The sequence below is a fragment of the Parabacteroides sp. 20_3 genome (assembly GCF_964238835.1).
Taxonomy (GTDB): Bacteria; Bacteroidota; Bacteroidia; order Bacteroidales; family Tannerellaceae; genus Parabacteroides; species Parabacteroides distasonis.
The window spans coordinates 357,002-373,184 of record NZ_CAXSNO010000001.1 but is presented as its reverse complement, the minus strand read 5'-3'; the positions used below and the strand labels follow the sequence as shown (position 1 = coordinate 373,184).

The following is a 16,183-nucleotide window of genomic DNA, read 5'->3' as shown; positions in this document are numbered from 1 at the left end:
GTTTTTTCAATTAGAGTGTGTTTAATTCATGAAATTAGATTGCAAATGTATCTTTTATTTTGGATAATGCCATGCTTTTGTGTCAAAATATTAGTAATGACCTTTTGAAAATAAGAATTATTAGGCGGTAAGCCGTTGTAAATAAAAAAATAATAGTTATTTTTGTCCATTACGCAATTTAACTTTATGTATGGGCCATGGGAAAATATGACCACCTTTCCAAAGAAGAGTTGATTCAAAGGATTGAGAGACTGGAAGCCGATGTGGAAAAAGCCACTTTGACACCATCCGCGAGCGATAACGAACTTGAGATGCGCCAAAGCCAGCATACGATCAACTTCTTAAATATCTTGATGGATACGATCTTGTCGAACGTATTTGTGGAGATCACGGTGAAAGATATTTTCAACGGTTTCCGGTATATCTATTTTAATAAGGCGGCGGAGGAATTTACGGGGGTCAAGGCGGAAGATATCTTAGGGAAGACGGATTTCGAGCTTTTCCCTGATTCCCGGCGGGCGCATGAGATCCGAACGGAAGATTACCATACGATCAAGACGGGACGTATGGTAAAGGAAATGGTCGAGTATGAGAAACCGAATGGAGAGGTGAGAATCGTAAATATCGTACGTTTACTGATCACGAATCCGGACCCGGGAGCCTCGCCTCTGTTATTGGTCATGCTGAATGATATCACGGAGCAACGTCAAGACCAGTTGGCGCTGATGAAAGTACAAGAGGCGGATAAGATGAAAAACGCTTTTATCGCTAATATGAGCCATGAGATCCGGACCCCGCTGAATGCTATCGTTGGCTTTGCCCATCTCGTGACGGAAACGACTAATGCCAGTGAGCAAAGGGAATACTTCTCGATTATAAATAAGAATTGCGATTTATTGTTGAAACAGATTAACGATATCCTGGATTTGTCGAAGATCGAGTCCGGTCGGTTAAACTATAACGTGTCGGAAGTTGAGTTGAGGGATATTTGCCAAGAGGCCTATGTGGTACAATCCTTGAAGATGACTTCCGATGTGGCATTATTATATAACTCGGTCGCCATGCCTTCTGTTCGTCTGTGGATCGATCCGCACCGGGTAGAACAGGTCTTGTTAAATCTCTTGTCTAATGCCATTAAGTTTACTTCCAAAGGTTTTATCTCGCTTTTTTATGAGGTGGAAGATATGTTCGTACGTGTCTCTGTCATGGATACCGGAATCGGGATATCAGAGGAAAAGCTGGAGTCTGTTTTCGAGCGTTTCGTGAAATTGGATGATTTTTATCAAGGGGCTGGTTTGGGACTACCTATCTGCAAGATGATTGTAGAGCAGTTGGGTGGTGAGATCGGTGTGCGATCTGAGCTTGGCAAAGGTTCCACTTTCTGGTTCACCTTACCATTGGTTGTTACGGATAAGGCTGTTGTGGAGAAGGATGATCCTTCTGTTTTAAGTGAATGTCAACTATATTAAATAAAAAAGAAATGAAAAATGCGGTTGTCTTTTTAGCGACAGGCTTTGAGGAAATAGAGGCCTTGGGTACGATTGATGTCTTGAGGCGTGGTGGTGTACGGGTTATGATGGTATCTATTACGGGTGACCGATTGGTGATAGGAGCTCATGATATTCCGGTAATGGCTGATTACCTGTTCGAGGAGGCGGATTTCAGTTGTGTCGATGCCTTGATTTTGCCGGGTGGAATACCCGGAAGCAACCATTTAAATGCGCATGCCCATTTGAAAGAATTAGTCAAGGAGAAAACGGAGGAAGGCGTATTAATCGGTGCTATCTGTGCCGGACCGATGGTTTTAGGTGGTCTTGGATTGCTAAAAGGGAAAAGGGCTACCTGTTTTCCTTTCTTCGAGCCAACAATGGTAGGCGCTACCCCTACGGATAATGGAGTAGAGCAGGATGGAAATATCATCACAAGCAAGGGGCCGGGTTTTATGTTTGAGTTCGGCTTGACGATCTTGAGGAATCTGAAAGACGAGGAAATCGCTTTGGAAGTGGCGGATGCCTTATTATATGACGCTTTGTTGCATGGGACAAAGCATTAATGTGCTTGAAATTAAAATCCCTTGAGAGAATGTCTCTAAGACATTCTCTCAAGGGATTTTTGTTGTAAAGAGTTTTCCCTTTCCTAAATTATTTCTGGAAAGATTTTTTCATACGTGCGATATCTGTCAAATAGTCTTGCAGATCTTGCTCGTGTTCTTCTTCCTCAGCTAAGATATGCTTAGCGATATCACAAGTCGTGAAGTCGATGCCGTCCGTGAATTTAGCGATTTCTTGATAACGCAAGATGGCGCAACGCTCGGAAGCTACATTCTGGTTCAGAAGGCTTACTACGTCAAAGTCTGTCGGTGAATCATATTTGCATCGGGCTAATTCAAACCATTGTTTCGGATCAAGTACCGGAACTCCTTCCAATTCGATGATCCGGTCTGCCAATAATTGGGCGTGATGCCTTTCTTCCTCGGCATGTTCCTCGAATTCACCTTGTACGTCGGAACGCATGGCTCCTTCAACGACCAAGGCTCCTACCCAATATTGATAGTATGCTAGCCATTCTTCCGCTAACGCAGCGTTTAGTTGAGATAATAAATTGTCGACATCCAATTTCCCTCTTAAAATTTTGACGCTTTCTTTTGCCATAGCTGTATTAATTTAGAATTAAACGTATTGTTCGTTTTTTATAGTTCTAACAAGCTTACTAGGGCATTGTTTATTGTTTGTCAAAATTTTAACGTTATGCTGCGATTGTTACAATTTAGGTAATTCCCAAGGTGCCCGGTAATAGGCTTTCGACAAGGCGGTAGCTTCGTTATCGCCGACAAACAAATTGTTTTTATCATCCCAATGAACTTCCCGTTGAACCCGGCAGGAGATATTCGCCAGATGAGCCATCTTCGCTACACGGGCACCGATAGCGACATCGGCGTTCGGAAACTCACGGCTTTTAATGCAGCTCAACATGTTTCCCACATGATTATAAAGTCCTTTGCCTTCTCCTTTCTTGAAAGGAACGGCTTCCATGCGAGCTACGTTATTGGATACGACCGGTATGACCTCCCAACCGGCCCTGTCGAGTACCATCGTACCATTCTCCCCATAGAACGCTAATCCTTCCTTACGGTTATAGAGTCCGTGATTGATTCCGCAAGCGTGATCCCAGATGATATTAAAATCATCGTAGGCATAAGTCGCCATTAAAGTATCGGGTGTCTCCATAGCGTCGTCCGGATAGGCGAACTTGCCGCCGCCTGAGAATACACGGGTGGGAAGACCCGCGTTCATTCCCTCAAGGGCATAATCCAGTAAATGTACGCCCCAGTCCGACATCAAGCCTCCGGCATAGTCCCAGAAGAAACGGAAATTATAATGAAAGCGATAAGGATTGAACGGACGTTTAGGAGCCGGGCCTAGCCACATATCGTAATCCACACCGGCGGGAGCGTCACAATCCGGTTTAACCGGAAGTGTCGGCTTGCCGTCTTGGTAAGCCCAGACCTTGACCGTACGGATCCGTCCGATATTTCCGGCTTTCAAGAAATTAGCCGCCTCGTCCCAATGCGGGTCGCTACGTTGCCATTGGCCTACCTGTACGATCCGGTTATATTTACGGGCGGCTTTTTCCATCAGGTTGCATTCCTCGATCGTATTGGAGAGCGGCTTCTCTACATATACGTCTTTTCCCGCTTGGCAAGCCCAGACCGTCGGAAGGCAATGCCAATGGTCCGGCGTACCGATAATGACTACATCTACGTCTTTATTATCGATTACTCGTCGCCAGTCTTTATATAAGTGAGGTACTTTTTTCCCTGTTTTCTTCTCAACGTCGGCAGCCCGTTTGTTTAACCATTCGTCATCGACATCGCAAAGAGCCACGCATTCCGTCTCCGGATAATCAAGAAAAGTATTCAAATCCCCGTATCCCATGCTACGGCATCCGATGAGGGCTACCTTTACTTTGTTGCTAGGGGCGGTTTGTCCGTATATGGAGGAATACGATTTACCGATAAGCGGCGATAAAGTAAGTCCGGACATGATAAGTCCGGTTTTTTGCATAAAAGTACGTCTGTTCATGATATTAGTTTTTAATACTGTTATAAATATATTCCATATCCACGTGCTCCCTTACGAGGGCGGCGAGTTTGTCATACTGCTCTTCCTTAAAAGCGGCATAATCGAAAGGGCCTGTAGTCGTTTCCGTGTCAAAGCCTTCAGCTAAGTTGTCCAATACGGCCGGATTATCAAGGATACCATGCATATAACTTCCCCAGCATCGGTTGTTGAGGTAATATCCGTCCGTTCGTCCGTCTTCCAGTCGGGCTACGGGCTGTTCGGGGGCGTCACCCAATAGGGTGGTTCGTCCCATATGTATTTCGTATCCTTTACAATCCTTATTCTCCGAGGAGGGGAGGAAAGCAAAGTCGCTTTGTCTCGTGATCTTCTCCTGCTCGATGACCGTGCATTGAGGCAGAAGACCGAGACCGGGAATCGCCGGGATATTTCCCTCGATACTTTCCGGATCTTCCAAGCGGACTCCCATCATTTGATAGCCACCGCAAATACCGATCACCTTTTTACCCACTTTATGCGCCCGGATAATCGCCATCGCTATCCCATTGGCCCGCAGGCTTTGTAAGTCCGATAACGTATTCTTTGAGCCGGGGAGCAGGATGATGTCGGCTTTCTCTATCTCATCGATATTGTTGGTATAATAAGGATTGAAACGGGGGTCCATCTCCAATACATCAAAATCCGTGAAATTAGACATTCGTTTCAGCAGGATGATAGCTACATTGATTTTCCCGTCTTTATAAGTGTTATTTTTCATATCCAACGCTACGGAATCCTCTTCCTCTATCTTGATATCCCGAAACCATGGAATTACGCCTACCACGGGAATCCCGGTCAATTCCTTTAACAGGTTCCGCCCTTCCTCGAATAAAGAGGCGTCTCCACGGAATTTATTGATGATAACCCCTTTCATTAACGCTCGTTCCTCTGGTCGTAATAAAGCGATCGTTCCATATACAGAGCCGAATACGCCCCCACGGTCTATATCTGCGATCAGGTAGGTGGAGGCGCCGGCTTTCATCGCCATCCGCATATTGGTGATATCCCGGTCTCGCAGGTTTAGTTCGGAGATGCTTCCGGCTCCTTCCAATACGATCGGGTTATAGCGAGCTTCCAGACGGTTGAAGGCTTCGATGGCTTCCTTAAATAACTCCTCCTTCTGGTTTTGTATCCCGAAATAATCCTTGGCGGACATATTGCCGACTGGCTTTCCGTTTAATACGACTTGCGAGCTTTTATCATTTGTCGGCTTTAGTAATATCGGGTTCATATCCGTATGCGGGGAAATACCGCAGGCCTCCGCTTGTACGACTTGCGCCCGGCCCATCTCGCCACCTTCCGGGGTAGAGTAGGAATTGAGGGACATATTTTGTGCCTTGAACGGTGCCGGTTGATAACCATCTTGCTTGAAAATACGGCAAAACGCCGCATTGATAACGCTTTTACCCGCATCAGAGCAGGTTCCGACAAACATAATCGGTCGTAGGTGTTGCTTCATCTGTATAGATTTTATTTACACAGTGTACAAAGGTAGTATTTTTGGCCTTTTTATTAAGGAGAAGATATGAAAAAAGAAGAAGATTTTGTTATGGGCCTGTCCATCTACATGGCTTGTCTGCGTGAGAAAAAACGGTATTCCACGGCGAAGAGTTATCAAGATGCCTTGAACTCGTTCAAGTGCTTTTGCGGTATGGAGGCGATTCCTTATGCCTATATTAATAGGAACAGGCTTTTGTGCTATCAGTCATGGTTGTTGGACAAGGGCCGTTCGTTGAATACGGTGTCTACCTATATGCGTCGGATTCGTCACATTTATAACTTAGCCGTGGAGGCGAACGAGGCTCCCTTTGTACCCAACCTGTTCAAAGATGTCTTCACGGGCGTTGAAAGCAAGCGGAAGAAGGCGTTGCCGCGAGAGATGCTGGAGCGTATGTTTAACGCTGAATTGGAGGATCAATCCTTGCGGCGTGTACAGTTGACCGTTCGGTTGATGTTCGCGTTCAGCGGGATAGCGTTTGTGGATCTCACGCATTTGAAATGGGAGAATATCCGGGATGGGATATTGCAGTATCACCGACAAAAGAGCGGGTCTCTCATACAGCTGGAGATTCCCTCCGGGGCGTTGCGGCTGTTGGATGAGTTGTCCGCTTGTACGGCAAAGGAATCCTTTTATTTATTTCCTTTTTTGAGTGGAAGGAGAACCGGTGAGGCGGCCTACAAAGAATATAACAGGACCTTGTCCCGCTTTAACCGTGAGATGAAGTTGTTGGCGAGATCGACAGGCGTTACGCTTCCGGTCACCTCATATACGATCCGTCATTCATTCGCCTCGTTCTTGAAGGAACAAGATGTATCGATCGAGGTTATCAGTGAGTTGTTGGGGCATAAGTCTATTAAGACAACACAGATCTATTTGAAGAGCTTCTCGTTGGAACGTTTGTCGACAGTGAACCGGAATTGTTTTGAGAGCGTGTGTAAACCGATACCCAAAGTGGGGTAAGAGGCTTGCTACTTGGGAAGTAGCGTATTCTTTCACGGCGCAAAAGTAATAAAAAATAACAAATAACAAGCAATCATAAGGCTTAGTTTGTTCATTAGTTTGTGCTCCGACCTTGATTCTCCTTAAATCTTCGTTCTTATTCCTAGTGCATAGACATGGCAATAGAGACGAAATGATCTCGTATTTCCTACATCATCACGTCCCTCCTAAAAATCGAACATACATTCTTGTAGAGACGGGGCGTGCCCCGTCTCATCCCCTTAAAATGGTATTCTAAATTACTGTCAGACGGTGGGAGACGGAGCACGCTCCGTCTCTACAACTGGGTAATAACCATTTTCCAACCTTTTAAGCTACTTCCCAAGTAGCTTAATATTTCAAGCGATGGTGATTTTCAGAAAAGCCATTTTTAAAGACATAAAGTGTTGTTTATCAGGAGTAAATATGGTGCTCTTGGTAGGGCTTTGAATTGTCGTGAGGCTTGAGTGGAGATCCTGCTATAATCTTAGGAAAAGATAATCATAATGATGAATGTTTTGAGAGACGGTTGCTCGGAGAGGGGTACGGCGCGGGTTGGCAAGCGTCATGACCTGAAGACTGTACGCTGGTACGTGCTCACGCTTCCTACTACGGGTGTGGCACGACGCGACAGGATCAGCCCCGCTAAAAGCTTGGATGCCGAGCTTTCCCGGCGCAAGCGTCGTGGGGAGACGTTGTTCGAGTATTTCGCCCCCTCCTATGTGGAGGTGAGGAAGGTGGACGGAAAGATGGTCAACACGAAGCGGCCCCTGCTGTTCAACTACGTGTTTGTTCGGTCCTCGGTTGAGGAGATCTTCCAGATGAAGCGTACGCTTCCCCTATACAATTTCCTTCCCCGGGTCTCTTCCGGAGGCATGACTCATTTCCCTTATCTCTCGGATAGTGAGATGGGAAACTTGCGTTGGGTGGCGGAATCTTATTCCAACGAGCTTCCGGTGTATGTGCCGGACAGCAATCGCCTGCTAAAAGGTGATCGCGTGCGTATCACGTCCGGTTATTTTACCGGTATGGAGGCGGAGGTAGTGATCCAGCCGGGTGGCGGGCATAAAGATGTGATGGCGCGTATCCTCGATTGCATGTGGGTCCCCTTGTTGGAGGTGAAGCCGGGCGAGTATGAGCTGATCGAGCTGAACACCAAGGGCAAGCACGTCTATACCCATCTGGATAACGACCGTCTGCGGGAGGGTTTGCACGATGCCTTGGGACGTTACCATGCCTCCGGCAGCGTATCTGAGGAAGATACTCGTTTGGCCCGTGAGGTGTTGAGATCCTACGGTTCGCTCCGTGCGGAGACGGACGTGATGCGTTGCAAGATCTACTCATTGCTTCTTTCTGCCTACAAGTTGTTGGGCGATGAGGAGGAGTTCATACGTTTACATGACACGATGCGTGGTATGCTCCCGGTGGTGAAAGCTCCGCAATCCCGTGCCTTGTTGCTGGTGACGCTCTACGGTTGCACGGACAGCGCCCTTTACCGGCAGATGGCGCATGAGGTGGTGGATCCGTGGCGGGGTGAGTCCTCGCCCAAGAAAAGCAAGTTATCCTTGATCCGCCGGCTGGACGATTGCGATCGCTGGCTGAAACACGAAATCAGTTGACAGTTGACAGTTTAAATCAAAAATCATAAATCAAAAAGAAATGTCTTCCCTTCCTTCTGGCGTTCGTTTGGTGGCGTTGCTGAACGAGCATTTGGGTGATATCATGAGCCGCGAGCGAACGAACACTGCTTCCATCCATTTGTATTGCACGGGTCCTTATTGGGTGGCGTTCGAGTGCTCAGCCTATCAGTTGCGCCGTGCGTTCCCGGACAGCGAGGTTACGCCGATGCGCTTGTTCGGCTACCCGTTTCCTGTGGTGATGGTTTCCGTGACGGATCGTTCGCTCCGTGCGTATGCCCGCAAGCACATCTTGCGAAGAGACGATAAGGATTACAAACAGTTGACCGTCCCCGGGTTTTCCCTGTCTGATTACCAAGGCTGGCATAAGAGAGAGGTGGAGGGATTGCCATTGCTAAGCGAGACCGTATGAGTGTGGCATACGTATAAGGGCATCGTTTTACACGTATATCGACGTCGCCCCACACATATATCGGTGTAGGCCTATACGAACGTAGGCGTGAGTCGATGCCGATATACGTACGGGATGGAACCGATGCCGGGGAAAACAGGTGCAAGTAATGCAAGTAATGCAGCACCTTTTTCCCACACACGCACGTGTACATTATATATGTCGAATCAAACTTTCATACGGCTATCCAGCGTTTCTCATCCGGATCGTTCCATGCCTTGTTTGCGATCGTTTAGTGTAAAATTCTTGTTCTATATCTTGTTTTATATAATGTACGCACGTGTGTGGGAAACAGGTGCTGCATTACTTGCATTACTTGCATTACTAGGGCCTATCCATAAGGACATAGATGTATAAAAATAATAACAAACCAGACATGTATCACAGACAATCATTTCCCCGTTTGGGCGATTACATCGCCACGGTTTTACAAGTCACCAGACTGACCAAGTCCATTATCCGCGTAAGCGGAGGCATTGGCAGTGACACTTACAATTCTTTTAAAAAGGCAAGGACATGCACTTTAGCGTTTACTATCGTTTGGTAGATCTCCTTTGGGACCATCTGTCGGACGAGGAACTTTTCCGCCGTCTGGTACGTGAGGCCTTGGAGCGGTATATCGATTACAAGAAAGAGGAGGAGAAAAATAGAGGAAAGGAATAAATTAAGCCATGCTTATAAAAGAGAGTGTTGATAAATCTACTGATTTTATCCCGGATGGGATGACCGCCTTCGAGCGTAACGTGAAGCGTATAGGGGATTGTCTTTTGGCCTTTATCGCCTTGGTCGTATTCTCCCCCTTGTTCTTGATCTGCTACATCGCCGTGAGGCGCGAGGATGGCGGCCCTGCCATTTTCAGGCAGGAGCGGATTGGCCGTTTCGGCCATCCGTTTCATATCTATAAGTTCCGCAGCATGCGTTTGGACGCAGAGAAGTTCGGCCCCGCCCTTTACAAGGGAGGCGCTGATCCCCGTATGACGCATGTGGGCAAGTTCCTGCGCGAGCATCATTTGGACGAGCTTCCCCAATTATGGAATGTATTCATCGGTGATATGGCCTTCATCGGTCCCCGTCCGGAACGGAAGTTCTACATCGACCAGATCATGGAACGTGATCCCCGCTATCGTTTCTTGTACCAGATCCGTCCAGGGGTGACCTCTTACGCCACGCTCTACAACGGCTATACGGATACGCTGGAGAAGATGCTCCGCCGCTTACGCTATGACTTGTTCTATCTGGAGCACCGCTCGTGGTGGTTCGATTTCAAGATATTGGTGAAGACGTTCTTGAACATTGCGTTCGGGAAGAAATTCTAGATAAGGATAACCGAGGAGAGCAATTCTGCCCTCCTTTAAATCAAGAATACCATGAAGAAAGTATTGAAAGGCTGGCTTATCGACAATTCGGTGACCACTGACAATAAGACCGATAAGATCTTGTTATTGGCTTCGGCCGGAAGTTTAACTTTGGATGATGTGCAGGAGGAGATGTACAAGCAAGACACGGGGTTGCGCCCGGAGACGCTTCACCATTCAGTGACGCTCTATCACCGTGTGCTGATGGACTTGATTTTGAACGGTTACAGTGTGAACACGGGCCTGTTCCGTGCCGTTGCCCAACTGACCGGCGTGATCGAGGGCGGTGTGTGGAACAAGGAGAGAAACTCCATCTACGTCTCTCTCACGCAGGACAAAGTGCTGCGCGAGGAGATCGCCAAAACCTCGGTTGAGATCCTCGGCGAGAAGTCGAACATCATGTACATCCTCGAGACTGAGGATAAGAAGACGGGCTTGAAGGATGGTAGCGCTACGGCGGGCCGCAACTTCTTCGTGCGCAGCGCCATGCTAAAAGTGGTTGGCGACGACGAGTCGGTAGGCGTTACGCTGACCAATGCGGCGAAGGCTGTCACAAAATTAACGGACGATCTGATCACGATCAATAATCCCTCCTCGCTCACGTTGCTCCTGCCGGCTGATCTGGCGGAAGGTGAGTATACGCTGACGGTGACGACGCAGTATTCCACATCAAACCGTCTCTTGAAAACGCCCCGTAGCGTAAGCGTGCCGGTCTGGATCGGTGGTCGCCCTGCTGATGGCGGTAGTGATAGCGAGAGTCCGGACGAGATTTAAAGGAAGGGGCACGGCGAGCCTTCTCTCTTCATAAAAAGGGATTGGCTCGCTGTATGATCCCTTCTCCAGCCTTGTATAACCATCTTATGCAGTGCTGTATGAAGCCCTTATGCAGGGTTGAATGATGGGATTATACAAAATAGGTTGGTGTAGATGTTTCAAGTAACTTGCTCTAAATAAAGAAGTGCTTTATGTTATAAGGTGTTTTTATTGGAACAAATAGGAGATATAGTGATTATATGTCAGAATCCATAAAAAAGAAAGCATTGCGAGGTGTCGCATGGAGTGCTGTAGAGAAATTCCTTCGGCAAGGTCTCATGACATTGTTCTCAATCCTTATTGCTCGTCAATTATCACCGTCTGATTATGGTTTGGTTGCGATGCTTACAATTTTCTTGGTGGTGGCGCAGGTCTTTGTGGATTCTGGTTTCGTGGAGGCTCTTATTCAGAAACAAGACAGGACAGAGGTTGATTTTTCCACGACGTTTTGGTTCAATATAGGGGTATCATTATTGATATATGCCGTATTGTTTTTGTGCTCACCCTTCATCGCCAGTTTTTATGATGAGCCTCTATTGGAGGAATTATTGGTATGGATGGCCTTGATATTTGTTATCAATGCGTTCCGTACGGTGCAACAAGCGAAATTGAATATAGCGATGGATTTTCGTAGACAAGCTTGGATTTCTATTATCGCCATATCTGTGAGCGGATGCGTGGGGATTTGGATGGCTTATCATGGTTTCGGTGTCTGGACATTGGTGTGGCAACCGCTTTTACAGAATTTCTTGAATGTGGCGTTGCTTTGGGTATCGGCGGGTTGGATGCCCTCATTCGTTTTCTCCATCCGTTCCTTTAAGGGATTATTCGGTTTTGGATCGAGATTGTTGATGAGTCGGACTTTGCATGCTATTTATGCGAATGGAAGTTTTTTGTTGATAGGAAAGTTTTATTCATCAGCAGCGACAGGTTTGTATAGCCAGTCCACACAGATGACAAGTTTTGTCCCGACGGCTGTTAACGATGTTGTAGCCCGTGTAGCCTATCCGATAGAGTGTGAGCTGCAAGATAATGAAGAGGAGTTGCAACGGCGTTTTTTCCAGATGCTGCGCATGACTTGTTTCGTCCTTTTCCCGTTGATGATGGGATTGGCTGCCCTGGCGGAGCCGGTGGTGCGATTATTGTTGACGGACAAATGGATAGAGACTGTTCCCTTGATACGTATTCTTTGCTTCGCTTGGATTTGGTGGCCGGCCTCGAACATGAGCTGGCAGTTGTTGAACGCAAAGCACAGGAGTGATTATTGTCTGAAGGCAGAGATAATAAAGAAAGTGATCGCTATCTCTATCTTGGTATTTTCCCTCTTTTGGGGTATCAAGGTGGTTTGCATAGGAATGTTGCTCTATTATGTGGCAGATGTCTATGTGATCACTGTATTTTCGGCACGTGTACTGCCCGGAGTGACCTTCGCATCTGAAATGAAGTCCATGCTGCCGATACTGGCGTATGCGGCGGTCATGGGTACGGGCGTTTACCTGTTAGACCATATGATAAGCTCCGATGCGGTGTCGCTCGCCGCGGGAACAGCCGCAGGGATCGTGCTTTACATGGCGGTAACGTTGCTTACCGGATCCCGGGAGGCTTGGTATCTATTGGAAATGATAAAGAAAAGGCGATGATATACCTGATTGTTTTCATTTACCTGCTGTATCTGTCTGTCCGCTATGATATTCTTGGGCGGGAAGATTATAGGTGGACGCATTACAGGATAGCTGTAACTCTGCTGATACTGGTGGCGGGGCTTCGCTGGAGGGTAGGCTCAGATACGGTTTCGTATGCGTCTGATTTTTATTTTAGTCATGACTTGTTCCATTTGGAATGGAGCGATTTTGAATCAGTGATGAAAATGCCGCTATGGGTTCTGTTGCAAGCGACCTGCAAGACGATTTGGAACGATTTTTTACTGTTCCAATTTGTTGTGGCGGCTTTCGGTATAGGGATGATAGCATATTTCATAAAAAAAGTGTGTCCCTCTCTATGCTTTTTCATACTTCTCTGTTTTTTCATAGGCCGTTATACGGCTACGAGTATGGAACATATGAGAGGATCCTTATCCATCATTTTTTTCTTGTTGGGTATATTAGCCGTCAATGACGGGAAAACCAAGAAGTTCCTGCTATATTTCTTGGTTGCAGTCCTGTTTCACGTGTTCACGATTTTCGCGGTTTTCCTGTTTGTTATCGGTTACTACCTAATTCCACGAAAGCCTGCTATTTACTGGCTCCTTTGTGTAGCGATGATTGTCCCGATACTTGTCGGAAAGGATTTTATGACTCCTATAGCAGAGGGTGCGTCATTGTTTCTCCCCAGTGAAGATATGGCTTCACGTATAACAGCGTATGCCACAAGTGAGTGGTTTGGAAACAAAGACTTGAGTATAATCAACTATGTGTGGATGGTTGCGCAGTTGATCGTTTATGTATTCATGCTTCATAAAACGCAGGTGATATATCCCCAGTATATCCGCTTGAAGCAAGATCTGTTTCAAACGTGTGTATGTATAGCTCTCCTATTGGTATGTGCAAGATACAGCCTTATGATCCTGTATAGAATGGTTGATTATTTCTATTTCTTCACGCTTTTCTTATCCGTCATGTTCGCCAAAGGGATATTGATCGACCGTATTGTACGCAGACAGAAAATCCTTGTTTTCTGTGTATTACTCCTATTCCCTCTGTTTTTTGGAGCTAAAGCTTGGTTGAATGAAGATATTATAGGAGGAAGCTACACTTATTCACGTTATTATCCATACAGTTCCGTATTTGATAAGTCCCTTGATCCTGAAAGAGAAAAACATCATCAGTTAAGAGGGAGTGGATGGTCGGTGGAAAATGATTATTAGATTATTTTTTAATAATGTTGCGTTTTATTTTATTAGATAGTGTTGTTCTTGTATTTATTATAAAGTGATTATGACTAGAAATGTTGCGATAATATTATCCGGTGGATCTGGATCTCGTATGGAGTGTGATATACCTAAACAATATTTGAAGATACATGGAAAAATGATAATATCTTATAGTTTAGAATGTTTTGTGTGTAATAAGCACATAGATGGCCTTATTATCGCTATAGATCCGAAATGGAAACGAATTCTGGAAGATGAAACTAATAGTTTTGATATCCCTATTCATTTTGCTATTTCAGGAGAAAGTCGGCAATATACGATATTCAATGCGTTAAAGGTGGCAGAAATGTTTTATGCCCCATCTGATATTGTTATTATTCATGATGCAGCACGCCCACTTGTAACAGATGTACTTATTGATGAATGTATCAATGTATGCCAAAAATATGATGGGGCTATGCCTGTTTTACCAATGAAGGATACGATATATGAAAGTTATGATGGACTGAGCATATCTTCTGTCCTTAATAGAGATATATTATTTGCAGGACAAGCTCCTGAAGCTTTTAAATTAGGGAAATATATAAATGCTTGTAAGTCTATGAATAGGGAAGAATTGTTACTGGTGAGAGGAAGTGCAGAAATAGCTTATAAGGCAGGAATGAAAGTAAAGTTAATAAAAGGTGATGAACGAAATTTTAAAGTAACGGTACCGGAGGATTTAGTTCGTTTAAAATTATTGTTGGAAAAATGAAAGCAAATGTGTTATTTGGTATAGGTGATTTAAAGTATACGAATATACCACTGCCTAGATTAAAATCAGATGAAGTATTAGTTAAAGTTAAGGCGGCTGGGATTTGTGGATCGGATATTGCTAGAGTATTTAAAACTGGAACATATCATTTTCCTACTGTTATAGGTCATGAATTTTCAGGTGTAGTTAGTGATATTGGAAGTTCAACATATTTATCTTGGTTGGGTAAGCGAGTGTCTGTTTTCCCTTTGAAACCTTGTTTTAAGTGTAATAATTGTAAAAATAAGGAATATGAATTATGTTCGAATTATGATTACTTAGGATCAAGATGTAATGGGGGTTTTGCGGAATATGTTGCTGTTCCTGTTTGGAATCTCTTGGAGATTCCGGATTGCGTTTGTTATGAAGAAGCGGCTATGCTAGAACCAGCAGCGGTTGCCTTACATGCATTAAAACGATCTGGTTTTAAAAAAGGAGATACAGTTGTTGTTATCGGTCCAGGAACAATTGGGATGATATTATCTCAAATGGTAAAACTTTTGGGAGCATCAAAAGTGGTATTAGTAGGTAGGACTCAAACAAAGTTGGATTTTGCAAAGACTTATGGGGTAGAGAATATCTGTAATTCTACTACTTCAGATGTATCTGAATGGGTATCAAGGAATATAGATAGCTCCGGAGCCGATATTGTTTTTGAGGGGACTGGGGCATCTATGTCGTTCAATACTAGCTTGAAAATAGTGAAATCTTCGGGTACTATTGTTGCTTTAGGTAATCCAATTGATGATATGACTTTAGAGAAAGATTTTTATTGGAAACTATTGCGAAAGCAATTGCAGATTTATGGTACTTGGAACTCTAGTTTTGGCATCAATGATAATGATTGGACTCAAGTTTTATATTGGTTGGAGAATGAAAAATTGGATCTCAAAAGATTGATTACCCATCGTTTGGATTTTAGCCAGTTAATGGAAGGCTTGATGCTTATGCGTGATAATTCTATTTATTCAAATAAAGTAATGTTGGTAGATCATGAATAGAATATCTAAATTATCCGTTTCGCTTATGTGTGCTGACTTGGTAAACTTGGAGCGTGACATCCATATTTTAGAAGAAAATGGAGTTGATTATTTACATGTAGATATAATGGACGCTGCATTTGTCCCAAATCTTACATTTGGTCCTGATGTGGTTAATTCTATTCGAAAGATTACGAGTCTTCCAGTTGATATTCACTTGCTTATGGAACATCCTCGTACAATTATCCGTTCAATGGACATTAGAGATGGGGATATTGTATCTATTCATAGTGAATGTAAAGAAAGTGTTTTGGAGAATGCGGCTTTTATTAAACAGAGGGGTGCGAAATTTGGATTAGCCTTAAATCCGGATACTTCTATAGATGAGGTACGTAAATATCTCCCTTATGTTGATGTTATATTATTGATGCTTATTGTACCCGGATTTGCTGGAACAATGATGATTCATGGAATGATGGAAAAAGTAGGTGAAACTCGTCAATATTTGGATCAACATAATTATGGAAATGTAGAAATATGTGTAGATGGAAGTGTCAGTACTGAGAGAGCGAAATATATGCGTCAATTGGGAGCCTCTATTTTCGTGGGAGGAACAGCCGGAATTTTTAAACAAGGATGTATTCTACAAGATACGATTCCTTTATTTATGTCATATATAAAATAGTAA

At 44.7% G+C, this 16,183-nt stretch carries 16 protein-coding genes; 13 read left to right on the top strand and 3 right to left on the bottom strand.

Going from position 1 to position 16,183, the window contains the following annotated elements:
- The first annotated feature begins 197 nt into the window (after positions 1 to 197).
- Complete coding sequence (locus tag ACESPU_RS01575; protein ID WP_122379101.1) at positions 198 to 1,469, top strand: ATP-binding protein; 1,272 nt, start codon at positions 198 to 200, stop codon at positions 1,467 to 1,469.
- A gap of 11 nt (positions 1,470 to 1,480) precedes the next feature.
- Complete coding sequence (locus ACESPU_RS01570) at positions 1,481 to 2,053, top strand: DJ-1 family glyoxalase III (protein WP_005868262.1); 573 nt, start codon at positions 1,481 to 1,483, stop codon at positions 2,051 to 2,053.
- A gap of 88 nt (positions 2,054 to 2,141) precedes the next feature.
- Here the strand turns inward: ACESPU_RS01570 and ACESPU_RS01565 are convergent, their stop codons facing one another.
- From ACESPU_RS01565 to ACESPU_RS01555, 3 genes are all read right to left on the bottom strand, one after another.
- Entirely contained in the window at positions 2,142 to 2,651 is a 510-nt protein-coding gene (locus tag ACESPU_RS01565; RefSeq protein ID WP_005856408.1) for a ferritin-like domain-containing protein, read from the bottom strand.
- Between the two features lie 108 nt (positions 2,652 to 2,759).
- Positions 2,760 to 4,082: a Gfo/Idh/MocA family protein gene (locus ACESPU_RS01560; protein ID WP_373133096.1), complete on the bottom strand. Its 1,323-nt coding sequence runs from the start codon at positions 4,080 to 4,082 to the stop codon at positions 2,760 to 2,762.
- A 4-nt stretch (positions 4,083 to 4,086) separates the two neighbouring features.
- A complete protein-coding gene (locus ACESPU_RS01555) occupies positions 4,087 to 5,577 on the bottom strand; it encodes a cobyric acid synthase (protein WP_158533114.1) in 1,491 nt (496 codons plus the stop codon).
- Between the two features lie 66 nt (positions 5,578 to 5,643).
- Here ACESPU_RS01555 and ACESPU_RS01550 point away from each other — a divergent pair, with 66 nt between their 5' ends.
- From ACESPU_RS01550 to ACESPU_RS01500, 11 genes are all read left to right on the top strand, one after another.
- Complete coding sequence (locus ACESPU_RS01550; protein WP_158533028.1) at positions 5,644 to 6,579, top strand: site-specific integrase; 936 nt, start codon at positions 5,644 to 5,646, stop codon at positions 6,577 to 6,579.
- Positions 6,580 to 7,103: 524 nt separating this feature from the next.
- Positions 7,104 to 8,216, top strand: coding sequence for a transcription termination/antitermination protein NusG (locus tag ACESPU_RS01545; RefSeq protein ID WP_373133095.1), 1,113 nt, complete (start codon positions 7,104 to 7,106; stop codon positions 8,214 to 8,216).
- Positions 8,217 to 8,256: 40 nt separating this feature from the next.
- Positions 8,257 to 8,646 carry a hypothetical protein gene (locus tag ACESPU_RS01540; protein WP_041525567.1) on the top strand — a complete coding sequence of 130 codons (390 nt, stop codon included), beginning with the start codon at positions 8,257 to 8,259 and terminating at the stop codon, positions 8,644 to 8,646.
- 555 nt (positions 8,647 to 9,201) lie between these two features.
- On the top strand, positions 9,202 to 9,348 hold the full coding sequence (locus ACESPU_RS01535) for a hypothetical protein (RefSeq protein ID WP_182318885.1): 147 nt from the start codon (positions 9,202 to 9,204) through the stop codon (positions 9,346 to 9,348).
- Between the two features lie 8 nt (positions 9,349 to 9,356).
- On the top strand, positions 9,357 to 10,001 hold the full coding sequence (locus ACESPU_RS01530) for a sugar transferase (RefSeq protein ID WP_011966417.1): 645 nt from the start codon (positions 9,357 to 9,359) through the stop codon (positions 9,999 to 10,001).
- 51 nt (positions 10,002 to 10,052) lie between these two features.
- Positions 10,053 to 10,814 carry a DNA-binding domain-containing protein gene (locus ACESPU_RS01525; RefSeq protein WP_158532394.1) on the top strand — a complete coding sequence of 254 codons (762 nt, stop codon included), beginning with the start codon at positions 10,053 to 10,055 and terminating at the stop codon, positions 10,812 to 10,814.
- A gap of 239 nt (positions 10,815 to 11,053) precedes the next feature.
- Positions 11,054 to 12,493 carry a lipopolysaccharide biosynthesis protein gene (locus ACESPU_RS01520; protein WP_011966415.1) on the top strand — a complete coding sequence of 480 codons (1,440 nt, stop codon included), beginning with the start codon at positions 11,054 to 11,056 and terminating at the stop codon, positions 12,491 to 12,493.
- Positions 12,490 to 13,716, top strand: a complete 1,227-nt coding sequence (locus ACESPU_RS01515; protein ID WP_011966414.1) for an EpsG family protein — start codon at positions 12,490 to 12,492, stop codon at positions 13,714 to 13,716. Before ACESPU_RS01520 ends, ACESPU_RS01515 begins: the two co-directional genes overlap by 4 nt.
- Before the next feature lie 70 nt (positions 13,717 to 13,786).
- Positions 13,787 to 14,476, top strand: a complete 690-nt coding sequence (locus ACESPU_RS01510; protein ID WP_011966413.1) for an IspD/TarI family cytidylyltransferase — start codon at positions 13,787 to 13,789, stop codon at positions 14,474 to 14,476.
- Positions 14,473 to 15,516 (top strand): galactitol-1-phosphate 5-dehydrogenase, encoded by a 1,044-nt coding sequence (locus tag ACESPU_RS01505; protein ID WP_011966412.1) that lies wholly within the window; start codon positions 14,473 to 14,475, stop codon positions 15,514 to 15,516. The genes ACESPU_RS01510 and ACESPU_RS01505 overlap by 4 nt, the downstream gene beginning before the upstream one ends.
- Positions 15,509 to 16,180 carry a ribulose-phosphate 3-epimerase gene (locus ACESPU_RS01500; RefSeq protein ID WP_057326346.1) on the top strand — a complete coding sequence of 224 codons (672 nt, stop codon included), beginning with the start codon at positions 15,509 to 15,511 and terminating at the stop codon, positions 16,178 to 16,180. Before ACESPU_RS01505 ends, ACESPU_RS01500 begins: the two co-directional genes overlap by 8 nt.
- Positions 16,181 to 16,183: the final 3 nt, after the last annotated feature.